Annotated in this window: 19 protein-coding genes; 13 read left to right on the top strand and 6 right to left on the bottom strand. The window is 29.3% G+C overall.

Features of this window, described 5'->3' with window-relative positions; genetic code table 11:
• The 7 genes from H8S20_RS03740 (at window position 1) to H8S20_RS03710 (ending at window position 5,706) form a co-directional block, all read left to right on the top strand.
• Window positions 1–1,128, top strand: a complete 1,128-nt coding sequence (locus H8S20_RS03740; RefSeq protein ID WP_032120007.1) for a chorismate mutase — start codon at window positions 1–3, stop codon at window positions 1,126–1,128.
• Between the two features lie 15 nt (window positions 1,129–1,143).
• Window positions 1,144–1,959: a shikimate dehydrogenase gene (gene aroE / locus H8S20_RS03735; protein WP_186859308.1), complete on the top strand. Its 816-nt coding sequence runs from the start codon at window positions 1,144–1,146 to the stop codon at window positions 1,957–1,959.
• A gap of 23 nt (window positions 1,960–1,982) precedes the next feature.
• Entirely contained in the window at window positions 1,983–2,483 is a 501-nt protein-coding gene (locus tag H8S20_RS03730; protein ID WP_032120006.1) for a shikimate kinase, read from the top strand.
• A 53-nt stretch (window positions 2,484–2,536) separates the two neighbouring features.
• Window positions 2,537–2,977, top strand: coding sequence for a type II 3-dehydroquinate dehydratase (gene aroQ / locus H8S20_RS03725; RefSeq protein ID WP_032119939.1), 441 nt, complete (start codon window positions 2,537–2,539; stop codon window positions 2,975–2,977).
• 86 nt (window positions 2,978–3,063) lie between these two features.
• The gene (gene aroF / locus H8S20_RS03720; RefSeq protein WP_032119938.1) at window positions 3,064–4,077 is read left to right on the top strand and encodes a 3-deoxy-7-phosphoheptulonate synthase; all 1,014 of its coding nucleotides are present in this window, start codon (window positions 3,064–3,066) and stop codon (window positions 4,075–4,077) included.
• A 290-nt stretch (window positions 4,078–4,367) separates the two neighbouring features.
• A complete protein-coding gene (locus H8S20_RS03715) occupies window positions 4,368–5,201 on the top strand; it encodes a prephenate dehydrogenase (RefSeq protein WP_032119937.1) in 834 nt (277 codons plus the stop codon).
• Window positions 5,202–5,217: 16 nt separating this feature from the next.
• Window positions 5,218–5,706, top strand: coding sequence for a TM2 domain-containing protein (locus H8S20_RS03710; RefSeq protein WP_032119936.1), 489 nt, complete (start codon window positions 5,218–5,220; stop codon window positions 5,704–5,706).
• 19 nt (window positions 5,707–5,725) lie between these two features.
• On the opposite strand, the gene H8S20_RS03705 is transcribed toward H8S20_RS03710, so the two are convergent.
• A complete protein-coding gene (locus H8S20_RS03705; RefSeq protein ID WP_032119935.1) occupies window positions 5,726–6,283 on the bottom strand; it encodes a class IV adenylate cyclase in 558 nt (185 codons plus the stop codon).
• Window positions 6,284–6,385: 102 nt separating this feature from the next.
• On the opposite strand from H8S20_RS03705, the gene H8S20_RS03700 reads away from it, so the two are divergent.
• Window positions 6,386–7,426 carry a nucleoid-associated protein gene (locus H8S20_RS03700; protein ID WP_032119934.1) on the top strand — a complete coding sequence of 347 codons (1,041 nt, stop codon included), beginning with the start codon at window positions 6,386–6,388 and terminating at the stop codon, window positions 7,424–7,426.
• 134 nt (window positions 7,427–7,560) lie between these two features.
• Here the strand turns inward: H8S20_RS03700 and H8S20_RS03695 are convergent, their stop codons facing one another.
• The 3 genes from H8S20_RS03695 to H8S20_RS03685 form a co-directional block, all read right to left on the bottom strand.
• A complete protein-coding gene (locus H8S20_RS03695; RefSeq protein WP_032119933.1) occupies window positions 7,561–7,812 on the bottom strand; it encodes a dihydroxyacetone kinase in 252 nt (83 codons plus the stop codon).
• A gap of 447 nt (window positions 7,813–8,259) precedes the next feature.
• Window positions 8,260–8,649: a DUF4363 family protein gene (locus H8S20_RS03690; protein ID WP_051986980.1), complete on the bottom strand. Its 390-nt coding sequence runs from the start codon at window positions 8,647–8,649 to the stop codon at window positions 8,260–8,262.
• Entirely contained in the window at window positions 8,637–9,416 is a 780-nt protein-coding gene (locus tag H8S20_RS03685) for a YetF domain-containing protein (RefSeq protein ID WP_032119932.1), read from the bottom strand. The genes H8S20_RS03690 and H8S20_RS03685 overlap by 13 nt, the downstream gene beginning before the upstream one ends.
• A 172-nt stretch (window positions 9,417–9,588) precedes the next feature.
• Here H8S20_RS03685 and H8S20_RS03680 point away from each other — a divergent pair, with 172 nt between their 5' ends.
• The 4 genes from H8S20_RS03680 to H8S20_RS03665 all read left to right on the top strand — a co-directional run bounded on the left by H8S20_RS03680 (window position 9,589) and on the right by H8S20_RS03665 (window position 13,894).
• Window positions 9,589–11,247, top strand: coding sequence for a nucleoside kinase (locus H8S20_RS03680; protein WP_032119931.1), 1,659 nt, complete (start codon window positions 9,589–9,591; stop codon window positions 11,245–11,247).
• A 125-nt stretch (window positions 11,248–11,372) separates the two neighbouring features.
• Window positions 11,373–12,053 (top strand): L-serine ammonia-lyase, iron-sulfur-dependent subunit beta, encoded by a 681-nt coding sequence (gene sdaAB / locus H8S20_RS03675; protein ID WP_032119930.1) that lies wholly within the window; start codon window positions 11,373–11,375, stop codon window positions 12,051–12,053.
• Between the two features lie 4 nt (window positions 12,054–12,057).
• The gene (gene sdaAA / locus H8S20_RS03670) at window positions 12,058–12,936 is read left to right on the top strand and encodes an L-serine ammonia-lyase, iron-sulfur-dependent, subunit alpha (RefSeq protein ID WP_032120004.1); all 879 of its coding nucleotides are present in this window, start codon (window positions 12,058–12,060) and stop codon (window positions 12,934–12,936) included.
• 160 nt (window positions 12,937–13,096) lie between these two features.
• Entirely contained in the window at window positions 13,097–13,894 is a 798-nt protein-coding gene (locus H8S20_RS03665; RefSeq protein ID WP_032119929.1) for a carbohydrate kinase family protein, read from the top strand.
• 68 nt (window positions 13,895–13,962) lie between these two features.
• On the opposite strand, the gene fba is transcribed toward H8S20_RS03665, so the two are convergent.
• Window positions 13,963–14,826: a class II fructose-1,6-bisphosphate aldolase gene (gene fba / locus H8S20_RS03660; RefSeq protein ID WP_032119928.1), complete on the bottom strand. Its 864-nt coding sequence runs from the start codon at window positions 14,824–14,826 to the stop codon at window positions 13,963–13,965.
• Between the two features lie 304 nt (window positions 14,827–15,130).
• Between fba and H8S20_RS03655 the strand changes: the two genes are divergently transcribed.
• Entirely contained in the window at window positions 15,131–15,970 is an 840-nt protein-coding gene (locus H8S20_RS03655) for a PHP domain-containing protein (RefSeq protein ID WP_042282136.1), read from the top strand.
• A gap of 310 nt (window positions 15,971–16,280) precedes the next feature.
• Here the strand turns inward: H8S20_RS03655 and H8S20_RS03650 are convergent, their stop codons facing one another.
• Window positions 16,281–17,075, bottom strand: coding sequence for an HAD family hydrolase (locus tag H8S20_RS03650; RefSeq protein ID WP_032119927.1), 795 nt, complete (start codon window positions 17,073–17,075; stop codon window positions 16,281–16,283).
• Between the last annotated feature and the right edge of the window lie 223 nt (window positions 17,076–17,298).

Here is a 17,298-nt window from a genome sequence, read left to right as displayed (position 1 = left end):
ATTATGGATCTTTCTGATTATAGGAAAGAAATTGATGAGATAGATGAAGAGATGACTAGGCTTTTTGAAAAGAGAATGGATGTAGCTGTTAAGGTTGCTGAATATAAGATTAATAATAAATTACCTATCTTTAACGGGGGGAGAGAAGCTGAAGTAATTCATAAGAATGTTAAAAGATTAAAAAACTCAAATTATGAATCATTAATAAGAAAGTATTTCAATCATTTAATGGAGTTAAGTAGAGCTCTTCAACAAAAAAGGTTTAATGAAATTAATAATTATTCTACAGAGTTAAGTGGAAGAATTAGAGATGGTAAATTAGGATTTCAAGGTTTAGAGGGTTCATTTAGTGAAGAGGCAATGATAAAGTACTTTGGAGGGAATAGGGAAACATCTCATTATGAAACCTTTGAAGATGTATTTGAAGCATTGAAGAAAAATGAAATAGATTATGGGATTTTACCAGTAGAAAATACTTCGACAGGAGCAATTACAGAAGTATATGACCTCATGAATAAATATGGTTTTTATATAGTTGGAGAAGAGTGTATTAAGATAAAGCAACATCTTATAGGGTTAGAAGGTGCGACCTTAGATAATATAAAGGAAGTTTATTCACATCCTCAGGGGTTTCAGCAAAGTAGTGAATTTTTAAATGTCAATAAAGAATGGGTATGTATACCTTATTACAATACAGCTACAAGTGTAAAAAAGGTATATGATTTAAATGATGTAACTAAAGTAGCTATAGGTAGTGAAAGAGCGGCTAAGCTATATGGACTTAAAATATTAGTTCATAATATAAATAATCAATGTGAAAACCAAACAAGATTTTTAATTATAGGTAGAAATTTAGAAGTTAATGAAAATTGTGATAAAGTTAGTGTTATTTTTTCATTAGAAGATGAAGTTGGTACATTATATAGTCTTTTGAATCATTTTGCAGAAAATAATATAAACTTAAAAAAGATTGAATCAAGACCAATTAAAAACTCACCTTGGAAGTATTTGTTGTATGTAGATTTTGATGGAAACCTAAATAGCATTGAGGTAAAAAATGCGCTGAAATTAATCCAAAAAAATAGTGAGTATTTTAAGTTGCTTGGTAATTATAAAAAATTTAGCTGATTAGGAGTTAAGATAATGGAGTTTTTTGGGCTATTAGGAGAAAAATTAAGTCATAGTTTATCACCAGAAATACATGGAGTTATATTAAATAATATAGAGAAAGTTGGGGCATATAAACTATTTGAGATAGAAAGAGATAAATTAGGGGAATTTATTAGGGCTGTTAAACTTTTTAAGGTTAAGGGATTTAATGTTACTATACCTTATAAACAAGATATAATGAAATATTTAGATTTTATATCCGATGAAGCTAAGAGGATTGGGGCAGTTAATTCTGTAGTATTAAGAGATAATAAATTATATGGATATAATACAGATTATTTTGGGTTTGGAGCCACATTTGAAAGAGATAATATCACGTTTATAAACAAGGTTGCAGTAATATTAGGAACTGGGGGTGCTTGTAAGGCTGCATTCACATATGTATTAGATAATGGAATAAAAGAATTATATTTAGTTAGTAGAAATCCTGAAGAGATTGACCTAAATATAAAAGATGATAGATTAAAGGTTATTAATTACGATAAATTAAAAGAAATTAAGGGAGATATTATTATTAATTCTACACCTGTTGGAATGTATCCGAATAATGATAAATGCCCAATAGATAAAGATATAATTGATAATTATGATATAGTTATGGATCTTATATATAATCCATTAGAAACTGAGCTTTTAAAGTATGCAAGAGAAAAAGAAAAGGTAACTTTAGATGGTCTTTATATGTTAGTAGCTCAAGCAGTAAAAGCTCAAGAGATATTTCAAGAAATAGATATTGATAATGAGATAATAGATAACATATACAAAAGTCTACAGGATAATTTTAAGTAATTGAGGGATTTATTATGGAATGTATGAGAAAGAATATTCTCTTAATAGGGATGATGGGGTGTGGGAAAACAACTTTAGGAAGAATATTAGCTAAAAAATTATCCTATGACTTTATTGATATGGATGATTATATTGAGGAGATAGCTAATGACTCTATTTCTAATTTATTTAAAGTAAGTGAAGGAAACTTTAGAAATTGGGAAACAGAAGCTTGCAGAAGATTAAGTAAGATAAATAAATCTGTTATATCAGCTGGTGGTGGAGTAATAAAGAAAAATATTAATATGAAGCTATTTAATGATAATAGTATAATAATTTTCATAGATAGGCCTATAGAGAATATTTTGGAAGATATAGATGTATCTAAAAGACCTTTACTGTCTAAAGGAAAAGAAGTATTATATAAGCTAAAAGAAGAAAGATATGATTTATATAATAATTACTGCCATTATAGAGTTGTTAATGATGGAAGCTTAGAAGAAGCTATAGATTCAATAATGAAGATAATTAATGAGAAATTCTAAATTATAAATTAAATAAAGTGTTATAGACTTTATTTAAGAAAGGAAGATTTTAAGTGAGGGTAATGGTTATAAATGGACCTAACTTAAATATGGTTGGTGTCCGTGAAAAAGGAATATATGGTACTAGAAGCTTTGAAGATATATGTAGTTATATAAAAGATGAAGCAAAGAAAAGAAATATACAAGTAGAGCTTTATCAAAGTAATATAGAAGGAGAGATAATAAACCAAATCCACAAATGCTATTATGAGAAGTTTGATGGAATTATTATAAATCCTGGAGCTTATACACATTATAGTTATGCGATACATGATGCAATAAAAAGTGTTAATATAAATACTGTAGAAGTTCATTTATCTAATATACATGCACGTGAAGAATTTAGACATAAATCTGTAACTGCAGCAGCATGTGTAGGACAAATATGCGGGTTAGGAGAAATCGGGTACATCTTAGCATTAGATGCATTAAAAGAGTTAGTAGTTAAGAAATAATAGTTAAGAGCTATTGTTGAAGTTACATGAAGAATTTCAACATATATTAGTATCTTTTAAGTAAACATAAAAAAAGGAGTGATAACATGATAGTTGTAATGAATCCAAAAGTAACAGATTCAGATATAGATATTGTAAGAAAAGAGTTAGAGAGTAAGGGGTTAAGCGTTCATTTATCACAAGGAAGTACTTATTGCATAATTGGAATTGTTGGAGATGCATCAAATATAGATCCAGACAAGTTATTAACTTTTGATGGAGTAGATAAGGTGTTAAAGGTACAGCATCCTTTTAAAAAAGCAAATAGATTATTTAAGCCAGAAGATTCTATTATTAAAGTTGAAAATACTTTAGTAGGAGGAAGTAATCTAGGTATTATGGCAGGACCATGTTCTGTAGAAAGTGAAGAGCAAATAATAGAAATTGCTAAAAAGGTTAAAGCCTCAGGAGCTAATTTCTTAAGAGGTGGAGCATTTAAGCCAAGAACTTCACCATATAGCTTCCAAGGATTAGAACTTGAAGGATTAAGATTATTAAAGTTAGCAAAAAAAGAAACTGGACTTCCTATAGTTACCGAAATAATGTCAACTGATTATATAGATGACTTTGTTAGAGAAGTGGATGTAATACAAGTTGGGGCAAGAAACATGCAAAACTTCGATTTGTTAAAGCAATTAGGAAAGACAGATAAGCCAATACTTTTAAAAAGAGGTTTATCAGCAACAATTGAAGAATGGCTAATGTCAGCTGAGTACATAATGGCTGGAGGAAATGAAAATATAATTCTTTGCGAAAGAGGAATAAGAACTTATGAAGGGTATACTAGAAATACACTAGATTTAAGTGCTGTTCCGGTAGTAAAGAGATTATCACACTTACCAATTATAGTAGATCCAAGCCATGCAGCTGGATACTGGTATTTAGTAGAGCCATTAGCAAAAGCTGCAATTGCAGCAGGTGCAGATGGACTTATGATAGAAGTTCATAACAATCCACAATGTGCATTAAGTGATGGACAACAATCTATAAAACCAGAATCATTTGATGAGCTTATGAAAAAAATTAAAGTGTTGGCAGAAATAGAAGGAAAAAATATTTAATTTGTTCACTAAGCTCACAAAGAGAAATATTGCCTTTGGCAAGAGAAATATGTAGCTAAATCTACGGAGGAATGTTTTGCTTACGCAAAAGAGAAATGTATGACTACATCATAGATAAAAATTTTCTCTTTGGAGATAAATAAATGCCTATGGTATATCTAGAATATCTGCCGTAGGCATATTTATCTTAACCAACGGTTAATATTTCTTTTCGACTAAGGTGAATATTTATCTTAGCGATAGCTAATATTTCTCTTATGAGCTTTGAGAGTAATATTAAGGGGGTATTTATGAATATTGTTATAATAGGGCTTGGTGTTATTGGGGGCGGATATGCTATGGCGCTAAGAGAAGCTGGTTATACAGAAGTTTATGGGGTGGATAGTAATATAACAACATTAGAAAAGGCCAAAGTCTTAGGGATAATTAAAGAAGGATGTCTTACTGGAGAAAGTGTTATTCCTAAAGCTGACCTAGTAATTCTAGCGGTTTATCCTGATTTGGTTAAAGAGTTTATTAGAAATAATATAAAATTATTTAAAGATGGATTAATTATTACAGATGTAACAGGAATTAAGGAACCTTTTATAGAAGAAGTAACAGAGATACTTCCTGAAAACATAGATTTTGTTTTTGGACATCCTATGGCAGGAAGAGAGAAAAAAGGAATAGATTATGCTACTAACACTGTATTTAAAGGAGCAAATTATCTTATAACTGTAACTCCTAAAAATAAAGAAGAAAATATTGAATTAATTCAAGAGTTAGCATATAAAATGGGATTTAAGAAGGTAAAGAAGATAAGTCCTAAATATCATGATGAGATGATTGCATTTACTAGTCAACTTCCTCATGCATTAGCTGTGGCATTGATTAATAGTGATATAGAAGGAAGAGATACTGGAAGTTTTATTGGAGATAGTTATAGAGAATTAACTCGTATAGCTAATATAAATGAAAGACTTTGGAGTGAACTATTTTTAGGTAATAAGAATAATTTAATTGTATCAATAGAAAACTTTCAAAGGGAGCTTGAAAGTATAAAAGAATGTATTAAAAATGATAATAAAGATGAGTTAGAAAAGTTATTTGTTAAATCTACAAAAAGAAGGGAAAATCTATAAATTTCAGGAGGGTATTATGTATTGTGAGAATTGTGGAATGGTAGTTAGTGACAATAATAATTTTTGTCCAAACTGTGGAGTTAAAGTTAAAAAGACTATACTTAAATGTGAAAATTGTGGGACGGATGTTAAAGAATATGATACTGTTTGCGATAATTGTGGAAAAGTAATAGAGAGAGAAAAGTATAAACAAAGTGAAGGTTCTTCAACGTCAGAAGCGTCACCAGTATACACTAGTGCAAATGGAACTAACACATCTCAAAATACAAATGCTAATAAAAAACAAAAGTCTAAAGTTGTTGCTGGAATTTTAGGTGTTTTAGTTGGTCCTTTTGGAGTTCATAGATTTTACTTAGGTTATATAGGAATAGGTATAGTTCAATTAATATTAACCTTCCTAACATGTGGTATATCAAGTCTTTGGGGGTTTATAGAAGGTATATTAATTCTTTGTGGAGTAGGAATAACAGAAGACGCAGATGGAGTACCACTTTCAGACAATTAATATTGCAGTAAAAGGGCGATTAACGCCCTTTTGTTTTACCTTTTATTCCTCTTTCAGCTAGTATATCGTAAATAGTTTGTGAAGTAGTATCTTCTAAAGTATATCCTAATAATTTAACTATTTCTTCAAGTTTTTCAATAGAAGTTGTTTCAATTTCTAGATAAGGAAAAGGACAAAAACTTTTATCATTTATATCTATTTCCACAAGGGAATCATTAATTTTATAGCTTTCTCTATATTTAGATATAGATTCTTGAAGTTTAAGACCTAAAGAAGTGAAAATTTTTCCAGCCATTTCTCTATTATCAACTATAACTTCATTTTCTTCCATAACCTTAAAGGTATCTTGACTTAACATTTTTTTAGTAGTCATAAATACTGTTTCTTTTCCTTTAATTCTATCTACAGTAGTTCTAATCCTAGCATATCCTTTAGCAGCTAAAAGTCTACCATCGTCAAAGTCGTATATTTCATTTACTTGATCTTCAGACTTTACTTTTTCTGCTCCAAGTGAAGTTAATTTATTTCTTATATCATCAACGTCGATATCTACAATTCTTGTTTCTAATTCTTTCATTAAAAATACTCCCTTCAAATATCGTTAAAAATATTATAAACTAATGCTATAATAATAGCTATAATAATATATAGTTAACAACAAGAGTAAGAGGTGGAAGGTATGGAATACGTTAATGATATAAATATTCAAGAAGCAGTTATACATATTTTAGATAGTAATAGTGAAGAACCTATATTAAATGAGTATACTTTGGAGTTAAATGAGGATATTTATAAGTTTTTATATAGACATATGGAAAAATGCTTAAAGGATGAAGAGTTAAAAACTGCTGTATTTAATCCAGAAAGAAATATTGTAAAGGAAATAGTACAAGATTATTTAAATGGAATAGATAAAGATATAGTAAGTTTATCTAAAGAGTTAGCAAGGCAGCTTTTCATAATAATGAAGGGAAATGTAAACATACCAGCTTGTGACCTAATAGTAGCATCTTTAATAACTGACCAAGGACCTCTAATAGCTATTTTAAAGATGGATTATGTTAAGAATTTTACTCATCAAGTTGATTTTGTTGATGATAAAATAGGAATTGGAATAGTACCTCAATCTGCAGGGCTCCCTGGAAGCTCGCAAAGAATTCAAAAAGCTGCATTTATTAAACCTATAAGAGAAGATCAGAGATTTGATTTATGGGTTATTGATAAGCAAAAGAAGAGCAAAGATGATGATGAGTACGGAACTAATTATTTCTTAAATAGCTTTTTAGGTTGTACGCTAGTAGCTAATAACAGAGATATGACTAAAACATTTTTAAAAGCAGCGGAGACTTGGACTAGAAGTAATGTAACTGAAGATGCAGATAAAGCAGAAAGAATAAGAACTACTATTAAAAGTAAACTTAAGGAAGAGGATTCTATAAGTATAGATGATATTTCAACTCAGCTATTTCATGAAGAGCCTAGGGCAAAAGAGGAATTCTCAATGTTTGTTAAAGGTCATGGATTAGAAGATGAAATTGCAGTAGATAAAATGTGGGTTGAGAAAAAGCTTAAAAGAGTAAGACTAAAGATAGATAAGTCTATAGATTTATACATAGATGAAGAAACATATCATGATCCAAGTAGATTTGAAATACAAAGAAATGGTGATGGTAGTATAAATATGATTATTAAGCATGTTATAAATTATATAGAAAAATAATTTATAAATTCTTAAATTACTAAAATATAAAGGATATCTGTAGACATCCTTTATATTTTAAAAAGTTTAAAACTTCTAGTTGATCTTTGGGTTTAATTAAAATACTTATGAACTAATTAAGTATTTTAAAGTTATTAACCTTTAAGTCCTTTTGATTGACGCTCCATATCTTCAATTACAATATCAAATATTTCACCTAAAGTAGAACAGTATTCTAATACTTTCCAAGGCTCATTAGTATGATAGTGAATCTTAATAAGTTCGTCATCGCCTACGGCTAATAAGCAATCTCCATTAAAATTGTTTGTAAAATATTCATTTATAGCATCTTCATTAAGGTTATTACCTTCAATTAATAACTGAGTATCATATCTGTATTCCAACATAGTATTTTCATCCTTTCAAATCATTATTTAATAATTAGTGTAAGCCAATAGAAATAGTTATAGCTTACTATTAGATTAAACTAATTATTTTTCTTTTGCATATATTGTACATGAACATTATATGATTTTAAAGTAATATTTTAATATACTATATTGGTTAAAATATTAGCTTAACTAAAATTGCTTTTTGAGCATGAAGCTTATTTTTCTGCTTCTTCAAATGGCTCATCAGCATTTTTTACAGCGACTTTAGGATCAGTAGTCATTTCGAATGTTAATCTTTTTAGACCAACAAGTTCATATTCTTTATTTTAAATATTTTCTATGCAATATAGTGATTGTATATATAAGTGAATAAATATATAATAGATAAATGAAAATTTGCATAAAAAATATACTTATGCATAATGGTTAATTTAATATGCATAAGTATATGTTTAGATAAAACTAGAATATATTTTCTATGTTTGGAACTTGCAATTCTTTCATGTGCTTTGTGCTATATTTTAATAAATGAAGTGATGCTTCACTTTCGCTTTCATCATCATTTTCAAGATATACTGAAAGCTTTAATGCTTCATTTAACATTACATCATAATCCATATGGTTTATGTAGATGGCTGCTATAGAACCTCTCTCTTGAATCATATCAAATAGATCCATAGCCTTTTGAAAACTTACTTCTGAATCAGCAGTTTTTATAGAGTCTTCCATTTCATCACAAATATTAACTATATCGGTACAAAGTTCTTTAAACTTAAAATCGGCATAAAATAAAAATATAATTAATACTAAGAAAAGTGAAAGAGAAATTAAAGAGTTTTTTATTTGAAACACCCCTTTCCGTATTCATTATAAAGTTGACATATAATTTTACCATTAGTATCTGTCATATATAGAAGCACTTCTTTTATGGAATTTATACCATGTTTTTTTAATTCTGCTTCAATCCAATACTTATTTTTACCACTAGTAGTTAAAGAATTCTTGTTTACGCGACCGTCTAGAACATAAATTACTGGAAGACGAGGTTTATTATTGGCAGAACTACTAGAAGTTTTATTTGGACTGTTGTTTCCCTGAGTATTAATTGGGGAAGTACCACAATTAGCAGGTGGTGAATTAGAAGGACTATTTTGACTAGAACTACTATCAGATGAGGAATCATAAGTCAAAAATGACATTTGTCCATTATTTTCCAATATGCCATATTCTATTTCGTTTAAATCGAAGTATCCTGCTAGACGTAGTTCTTCCATAAGCTCATCTAGGTTAATTTGTTGGGATTTTAAAGCTTTAAAGTTTATCTTACCTTTACAAATTAAAACGCTAGGTTCTCCTTCAAGAAACTTTCTTGCAGCTTGGCTTTTCAATTGAAGTTGAGTTAATACAGTCTTAATAAATAGTAATGTTACAATAGGTATAATTCCTAAAATTAATGGTAATCTCGTGTCCTGCATTGGTAAAGCTGCTAGATCTGAAATCATTATTGTTATTACAAATTCGTAAGGCTGAAGTTCTCCAATTTGTCTTTTTCCCATTAGCCTCATAACAAGTATTACTAGTGCATATAAAAAGATAGTTCTAATTAGCACAATAAACATTTAATCACCACCTCCATTTATGTATTATTAGTAAATAAGAGTATTTTATTCTAGTTAATGTGGTTAAAAGAGACAAAAAAATTAAAAATCAATAGAATATTAATGGAGAGAGTATATAATAAAACTATAGAGTGGCAAAATATTGATATAGAAAAAAGGAAGGAGGAATATCATGAGTGAATATAAAATACAGATAGGGAAAGAGCAATATGTAAACTGCAAGGAAGGAAGCAAGTTTATAGATATAATAGATAAGTATTATGATGACAAACTATTAGATATAGCAATATGTAAACTAAATAACAAATATTACGAATTAGGTGAAGAAATACCATATGGTGGTACTTTGACTTTAGTACCATTTACTAGTATAGACGGGATGAAGGTATATTCAAGAACACTACAATATATTTTTATTAAAGCAACTTTAGATTTATTTAAAGATGCTAAGATAGTGATGCAACACAGTATAGATAAAGGAATATTTGGGGAAATTCATAAGGTTAGTCCTCTGGATGAAGAAGATATAAATAAAATAAAAAATAAGATGAAAGATATAATAGATAAAAATATTCCTATCAATAAAGTTAAAGTTAAAAGAGAGAAAGCTATAGAGATTTTTAAGTCTTATGGTATGGATGATAAAGTACTTTTATTAGAACAAGTAAATTTTGAATATGTAAGCTTATATGAACTTGATGGTAGGTATGATTATTTTTATGGATATATGGCACAAAGTACAGGAGTTATTAGAAGTTTTGATGTTATGTATTATGAACCTGGATTCATTTTAAGGTATCCTTTGGAAGATGATATAAATACTTTAGTTAAATTTAATGAGCAAAAAAAATTGGCAAGTATTTTTATGGAGACGGAAAAATGGTTAAATATCTTAGGAGTGGGGGAAGTAGGCTCTTTAAATGAAAAAATAATAAATGGAGATTTATCTAGCTTAATAATGATTTCTGAAGCTCTACATGAAAAGAAGATAGCAGAGATAGCTGATAAGATATTTAATAGGAGAGATACAAGAATAGTATTAATTGCTGGTCCGAGTTCTTCAGGGAAAACTACCTTTGCCCATAGGCTAGGAATACAACTAAGAGTAAATGGACTTATTCCTATTCCAATTTCTTTAGATGATTACTTCGTAAATAGAGAGGATACGCCTAGAGATGAAAATGGAGAATATGATTTTGAAACTATAGGATCTGTAGATATAAAGTTATTTAATGAACAACTAAGGGAAATACTAAAAGGAAATGAAGTAGAAATTCCAACTTTTAATTTCTTAAAAGGAGAAAGAGAGTGGATTGGAAATAAAATAAAATTACCTCAAAATGGTGTAGTTATTATTGAAGGGATTCATGGGTTAAATCCTATTCTTACTTCTGAAATTGAAGATAAATATAAATTTAAAATTTATATTTCTGCATTAACTCAATTAAACTTAGATAATCATAATAGAATAGCAACTACAGATGTGAGAAGAATAAGAAGAATAGTTAGAGATCATTTATCAAGAGGACATGAAGCTGAAGATACTTTAAAAATGTGGCCTAAAATAAAGAGGGGTGAACAAAAAAATATATTTGTTTACCAAGAAGAAGCTGATGTTATGTTTAACTCAACTTTAGTATACGAGTTATGTGTGTTAAAAAATGCAGCATTAGAGGAATTAAATAAGATAGAAGAAGATAATACTATATATAATGAGGCTAAGCGATTAAAATCTTTTTTAGGATTCTTTAAGGAGATTGATTGTGACTTAGTACCACAAAATTCAATATTAAGAGAGTTTATTGGAGGAAGCATTTTTTATAAGTATTAAAATTACTTTTATTTATTAATTAAATATTGCTAGCGTAGTCAAGAAGATTTTGTTAATGTAAAATAAGAAATAATATACAAGAGAAATTATAGTATAAAAAGAACTATAGATAAGGAGATAAGAAGATGAAGACAGTTGGAGTATTTGATATACTAGGACCAATAATGGTTGGACCATCATCATCACATACTGCAGGAGCAGCAAGACTTGGTAAGGTTGCTAGATCTATAGCAGATGGTGATATTAAGGAAGTAACATTTTTATTACACGGGTCTTTTGGGAAAACTTATAAGGGGCATGGAACTGATAGGGCGCTAGTTGCTGGAATATTAGGAATGGAACCAAGTGATTTAAGATTAAGAGACTCATTAAATATTGCTAAGGAACAAGGAATAGAGATAATATTTAAAGAAACAGACTTAGGTGATGCTCATCCTAATACAGTTAAATTTTTAATAACAGGTAAAAAGGGTAAAAAATATGAAATGGTTGGCTCATCTATAGGTGGCGGAAGCATAGAAGTGTCTGAAGTAAATGGTGAAAAAGTTGAATTTACGGGAGCTTACCCAACTATAATAATATCACATGTAGATGTGCCAGGAGTGGTATCAAATGTAACATCTTTACTTTACGATCATGCTATAAATATAGCCTTTATGAAAGTTTTTAGAAGTCAAAAAGGTAAAGAAGCAACAATGGTATTTGAGGTTGATAATAATGTTACTGATGAGATTATAGATGAGATTAAAGTAATGGAATCTATTAATAAAGTAATTAGAATCAATCCAATAAAGGACGGTGAATAAAATGATAGTAGCAAGATCAGGAGAAGAACTTTTAAAGATTTGTGAAGAAGAAAATATATCATTAAGTGAATACGCAATAAGACTTGAAATGGAAGATAAGGGTCTTACTAGAGAAGAAGTTTTTGAAAAGATGGCGAAGAATCTTGAGGTAATGAGAGAAGGAGCTAATGAAGGTAGAGAAAAGAAGATATATTCTGTAAGTGGACTTATCGGTGGCGATGGGTATAAAATAAATAAATACTTAAGAGAAGGAAAAACATTAACTGGAGCTGTTACTGTAAGAGCTATGGCTATGGCATTATCTTCATCAGAAGTAAATGCAGCGATGGGTAGAATAGTTGCTTGTCCTACAGCAGGTTCTTGTGGTATTTTACCAGCTGTAATTCTTTCAGCAGGGGAAAAATTAGAGAAAACCGATGAAGAACTTATCGAAGGATTATTTGCAGCAGCAGCAGTTGGAATGATTATAGGAATGAATGCAACTTTAGCTGGAGCAGAAGGTGGATGTCAAGCAGAATGTGGTTCTGCAGCAGCTATGGGATCAGCAGCAGTTGTTGAAATGATGGGTGGAACTCCCAAAATGAGTTTAGATGCAGGAGCAATAGTTTTAAAAAATGTATTAGGTCTTGTATGTGACCCAGTAGCAGGTCTTGTAGAAATTCCATGTGCGAAGAGAAATGCAGCTGGAGCTATAAGTGCTTTATGTACTGCTGATATGGTTATGGCTGGTGTAGATTCAAAAATTCCTTTTGATGATACAGTATCAGCTATGTATAAGGTAGGAAAGAGTTTACCAGCGGCATTAAGAGAAACTGCTATGGGAGGCGTTGCTGTTACTAAAGCAGGGCTTGAACTTAGAAAGAAAGTATTTGGTGAAGAATAGTTAGAAAAATTTATGCCTATGGTAGATTAGTTTATAGCTACCATGGGCTATTTATTTTTTATTGAATATTTTCTCATTATCAGTGCGAACCAAAGAGCATTTTGTCGAATATGATGTAGTAGGCAATTTGCACTCTAGATAATAAGGTGAGGACTAAATAATGAAACTAAGCAGTGACTCTATTACTAATGCTTTTAATTTACGAAGGTTTAAGGAGCTAGTGATACAATGCATTGTTAGCAAAGATAGGATAAATGATATAAGAGAAACTATAGGAAGCTATAATAATGACTTTAAGTTAATATATGAAATAACAGATAATGATGAAAATAATATAGATGGATTATTAATAAATTTGGAAGATTTAAATAGTGAAGATCTCATTACAATAGAAAAATATCTAATATCATCTAAAAAGAGTAAAGAAATAATTTTAGATTTATGCGGAATTAATAAATCTAGGGACAATAGAGAGTTAATATTAAGCTTTATAAATAGATATGATATTGATATTATAAAAGGTACTAAAGAAGAGGTATTTTCTTTAATTAGTGGACAAAAGTACTACAAGACATTACTAGATGATAAATATAGAGATTTTTCAAGAAAAAATGATACTATATTAATAATAGAAGATAAGAATTATTGGATTACTGATGGATATAGTGAATTTACAATTGATATTGAATATGACTTACTAGATGATAAAAAGTTTGAAGATATATTAATAGGACTAATAGTAGCAACTACAGCTTTTTGTGATAATAAGGAGCAAAGGGTAGAGGCTATACTATTAGCCATTACTATTTTTGAAATAAGTAAAAGATTATCTTTACAAAGAATTAAAATAGATGGAGTTGAAGAAAATATAAAAAAATATTTGCTGCAGAATATAGCGTGTTTAGATAGCGAAGATATATATAGTCTGAGTAATATAAGATATAGATTTAAAAGGTAATTAAGAAAATAATAATAAAAATAAAGTGAAGTAAATTAATACTTCACTTTATTTTTATATAAAATGGATTAAGCTTTGTTAACTGATCCGAAAAGTTCCATCTTTTCTTTAACTGTAGCTTTTATAGCTTCGAATCCAGGATTTAATAATTTTCTTGGGTCAAATCCTTTTCCTTCTTTATCTTTTCCAGCTTCAACGTAAGCTCTTGTAGCTTCTTGGAATGCTAATTGACATTCAGTGTTAACGTTAATCTTAGAAACTCCTAAAGATATAGCTTTCTTTATCATTTCTTCTGGAATTCCAGTACCACCGTGTAATACTAATGGCATGTTTCCGCAAGCGTTATTGATTGCTTCTAAAGCATCGAAAGCAAGTCCTTGCCAGTTTGCTGGGTATTTTCCGTGGATGTTTCCGATACCAGCAGCTAACATAGTAACTCCTAAATCAGCGATTGATTTACATTCTTGAGCATCAGCAACTTCACCTTTACCAACAACTCCATCTTCTTCTCCACCGATTGATCCAACTTCTGCTTCTAAAGATAATCCTTTTTCTGCAGTAGCTTTAACTAATTCAGATGTCTTAGCGATATTTTCTTCTATAGCATAGTGAGAACCATCGAACATAACTGAAGAGAATCCAGCGTTCATTGCTGCATAACATCCTTCGTAGCTACCGTGATCTAAGTGTAGAGCAACTGGTACAGTGATGTTTAATTCTTCTAACATTCCGTTAACCATACCAACTATTGTTTTGTAACCACACATGTACTTCCCAGCACCTTCAGATACTCCTAAGATTACTGGTGAGTTATTTTCTTGAGCTGTAAGTAAAATAGCTTTAGTCCATTCTAAGTTGTTGATGTTGAATTGACCAACAGCATATTTTCCTTCTCTTGCTTTGTTTAGCATTTCTTTAGCTGAAACTAACATGGCAATACCTCCGTATATTTCAATTTAAGTTATAGAGAATAATATTAAGTATAGTAATAAGTTTATTAACTATTACACCTACGTTTCTCCTACTGGTTATTATACCCTAAATCAATAGGAAAGAAAACAAAAAAAGTATTAAAAACTATCAAAATACGAGGATACAATCCATGAAAACATTTAAATTGATAATCTTCTCAATTAGGGTGCTTGGGCTAGTAACATATTAATTATAGACAATCTGATATAAAATATATAAAATGCAAATAGATATAAATAAAATTTTAAACTTTAGGAGGAGACTATGTTAGTTGATTTACATACACATTCTTATTACTCAGATGGAACAATGTCACCGAGAGAAATATTAGAGGATGCAAAAAGAAAAAATATAGATGTTATTGCGATCACAGATCATGATGAAATAGGTTCATATAATGAGGCTAAGTCTATATCAGAGGAAGTTGGAGTTAAATTAATCAGAGGCGTAGAGTTAGATTGTAAATTTGAAGATATAGTAGTACATGTTTTATGCTATAAATTTAATGATAATGAGGAAATGATAGAAATTATTAATAAGGCACAAAATGCTCTTTTAGAAACAAGTTTTGAACTAATGAGAAGAATGGAAAAGGATTATGAAGATATATCATATGAAGAATTTTCTACATATAAGCATGATAAAAGAAAAGGTGGATGGGATGGAATTCACTATTTACATGATAAGAAAATAACTGAAGGTTTATTTGATGGAATGAAGTATTATAGACAATATAATTGTGGTCATGAACAATTTGATTTTCCAACAGTAGAAGAAGCTTGCAAAGTTGTTCATAAAGCTGGTGGATATGCAGTATTAGCTCATCCTTGCAATTATTATAAAGATAAAACTAAAGAAGAGATAATAGAAAAATTAAATATGTTCAAGGCTATGGGGATTGATGGTATAGAAAGTTACTATCCGGCTAATAGTGAACTAATGACAGAAACTTGTGTAGAATTCTGTAAAGATAATGATATGATAATAACTTGTGGCTCAGATGGACATGGAGACTTTGCAGCTGTAAGTAAAGGAATAGAATATTATATCGGTGCTATGAAGGTAGATTCAGAGAAACTACATAATATAGAAAAACTAATTTAATAAGTTGTTTGCTACGCTCACGAAGAGAAATATTGTCTTTGTCAAGAGAAATTTTCAGTAAACTGAAGAGAAATATGTAGCTAAAGCCACAGAGAAATATTTTACTTACATAAAAGAGAAATCTATGTCTACGACATATATAAATATTGGCTTACGTCAGGATAAAAAAATTCCTACGGCATGAATATTATATCTGCCATAGGCATATTTCTTTTCACAAAAGGTGAATATTTCCCTGTCAGAATGACATATTTCTCTACACTTAAGGTGTACATTTCTCTTGTGAGCAATGCGAACAATATACTTCAAGTTAAATCATTTCGTAATGTTTTAATGCGTATTCTATTCCGTCTTCATTTATATCTTTAGTAATAAATTTAACTAGATCAAATAAAATAGGATTAGAGTTTCCCATAGCGATGCTATTATTTACGTATTTAAGCATAGTTAAATCATTAGCACTATCACCTATAGCATAAGTATTTTCGAAAGGGATGCCTAAGTGATTAATAATAAATTCAATTCCAGTAGCTTTTGAATAGTTTATAGGAGCTAATTCATAAAATTCTTCAGCTCTTTTAATAAAGTCAAAGACATCTTTAAATTCATTATAGAATCCATCAAAGTCACTATCATCATTTAAGAATATTACAAGCTTATCTACATTTAAGCCATCCTCATACCAAGTTTTCCCGTTATAAGAACCTTCTGATTTATGAATATTAAGAACTTTAAAAACTTCAGGATGTCTTATAGCTTCAATATTATCATAGTAAACACCATCTATACTTTCTAAAACACCATCAATGTGGTATTTTTTTAATGCATTAACTAGTTTAGAAGTTAGTTCTTTTCCAAGGGATTTATGAAGTAAAACTTTATCTTCATATTCAACATAAGTTCCACAACCGCAAATAAAACCATCAAAGTCTAATTTGCTTTTTATATTTTCGATTTGGCATGCTGTTCTACCAGTATTAATAAATGCTAAGTGACCATTAGCTCTCATTTCCTTTAAGGCCTTTTTAGCGCTTTCTGGAATTATAAGTGTGTGTTCATCAATAAGTGTTCCGTCTATATCAAAAAATACAATATTTCTCTTCATAATATAAAATACAAACTCCTTTAAAAATTATATATCTCTAAGTATATAGTATAAAAGTTAAAACAACTATATATAAAATATTAAAAAGGCAATATTTTATAGAATACAATGTTAAAAAACTATCATTTATATTTGCATTGCGTCCACTGGAATATATAGCTATAATTTTAAATATAAAGATTTAGTGGTAGTGTTAAAGGGGATGTAAATGTTTAAATTGAAA

This window comes from Clostridium hominis (assembly GCF_014287825.1).
GTDB classification, from domain to species: Bacteria; Bacillota; Clostridia; order Clostridiales; family Clostridiaceae; genus Clostridium; species Clostridium hominis.
This window is presented reverse-complemented; position numbering and strand designations above follow the sequence as displayed.

Coding starts and splice junctions, on each gene's coding strand:
- H8S20_RS03680 (WP_032119931.1), top strand. CDS start 9,589: ATGAGTGAATATAAAATACAGATAGGGAAAGAGCAATATGTAAACTGC.
- sdaAB (WP_032119930.1), top strand. CDS start 11,373: ATGAAGACAGTTGGAGTATTTGATATACTAGGACCAATAATGGTTGGA.
- H8S20_RS03710 (WP_032119936.1), top strand. CDS start 5,218: ATGTATTGTGAGAATTGTGGAATGGTAGTTAGTGACAATAATAATTTT.
- H8S20_RS03685 (WP_032119932.1), bottom strand. CDS start 9,416: ATGTTTATTGTGCTAATTAGAACTATCTTTTTATATGCACTAGTAATA.
- H8S20_RS03700 (WP_032119934.1), top strand. CDS start 6,386: ATGGAATACGTTAATGATATAAATATTCAAGAAGCAGTTATACATATT.
- H8S20_RS03730 (WP_032120006.1), top strand. CDS start 1,983: ATGAGAAAGAATATTCTCTTAATAGGGATGATGGGGTGTGGGAAAACA.
- H8S20_RS03665 (WP_032119929.1), top strand. CDS start 13,097: ATGAAACTAAGCAGTGACTCTATTACTAATGCTTTTAATTTACGAAGG.
- aroE (WP_186859308.1), top strand. CDS start 1,144: ATGGAGTTTTTTGGGCTATTAGGAGAAAAATTAAGTCATAGTTTATCA.
- H8S20_RS03695 (WP_032119933.1), bottom strand. CDS start 7,812: ATGTTGGAATACAGATATGATACTCAGTTATTAATTGAAGGTAATAAC.
- H8S20_RS03650 (WP_032119927.1), bottom strand. CDS start 17,075: ATGAAGAGAAATATTGTATTTTTTGATATAGACGGAACACTTATTGAT.
- fba (WP_032119928.1), bottom strand. CDS start 14,826: ATGTTAGTTTCAGCTAAAGAAATGCTAAACAAAGCAAGAGAAGGAAAA.
- H8S20_RS03655 (WP_042282136.1), top strand. CDS start 15,131: ATGTTAGTTGATTTACATACACATTCTTATTACTCAGATGGAACAATG.
- H8S20_RS03715 (WP_032119937.1), top strand. CDS start 4,368: ATGAATATTGTTATAATAGGGCTTGGTGTTATTGGGGGCGGATATGCT.
- aroF (WP_032119938.1), top strand. CDS start 3,064: ATGATAGTTGTAATGAATCCAAAAGTAACAGATTCAGATATAGATATT.
- H8S20_RS03705 (WP_032119935.1), bottom strand. CDS start 6,283: ATGAAAGAATTAGAAACAAGAATTGTAGATATCGACGTTGATGATATA.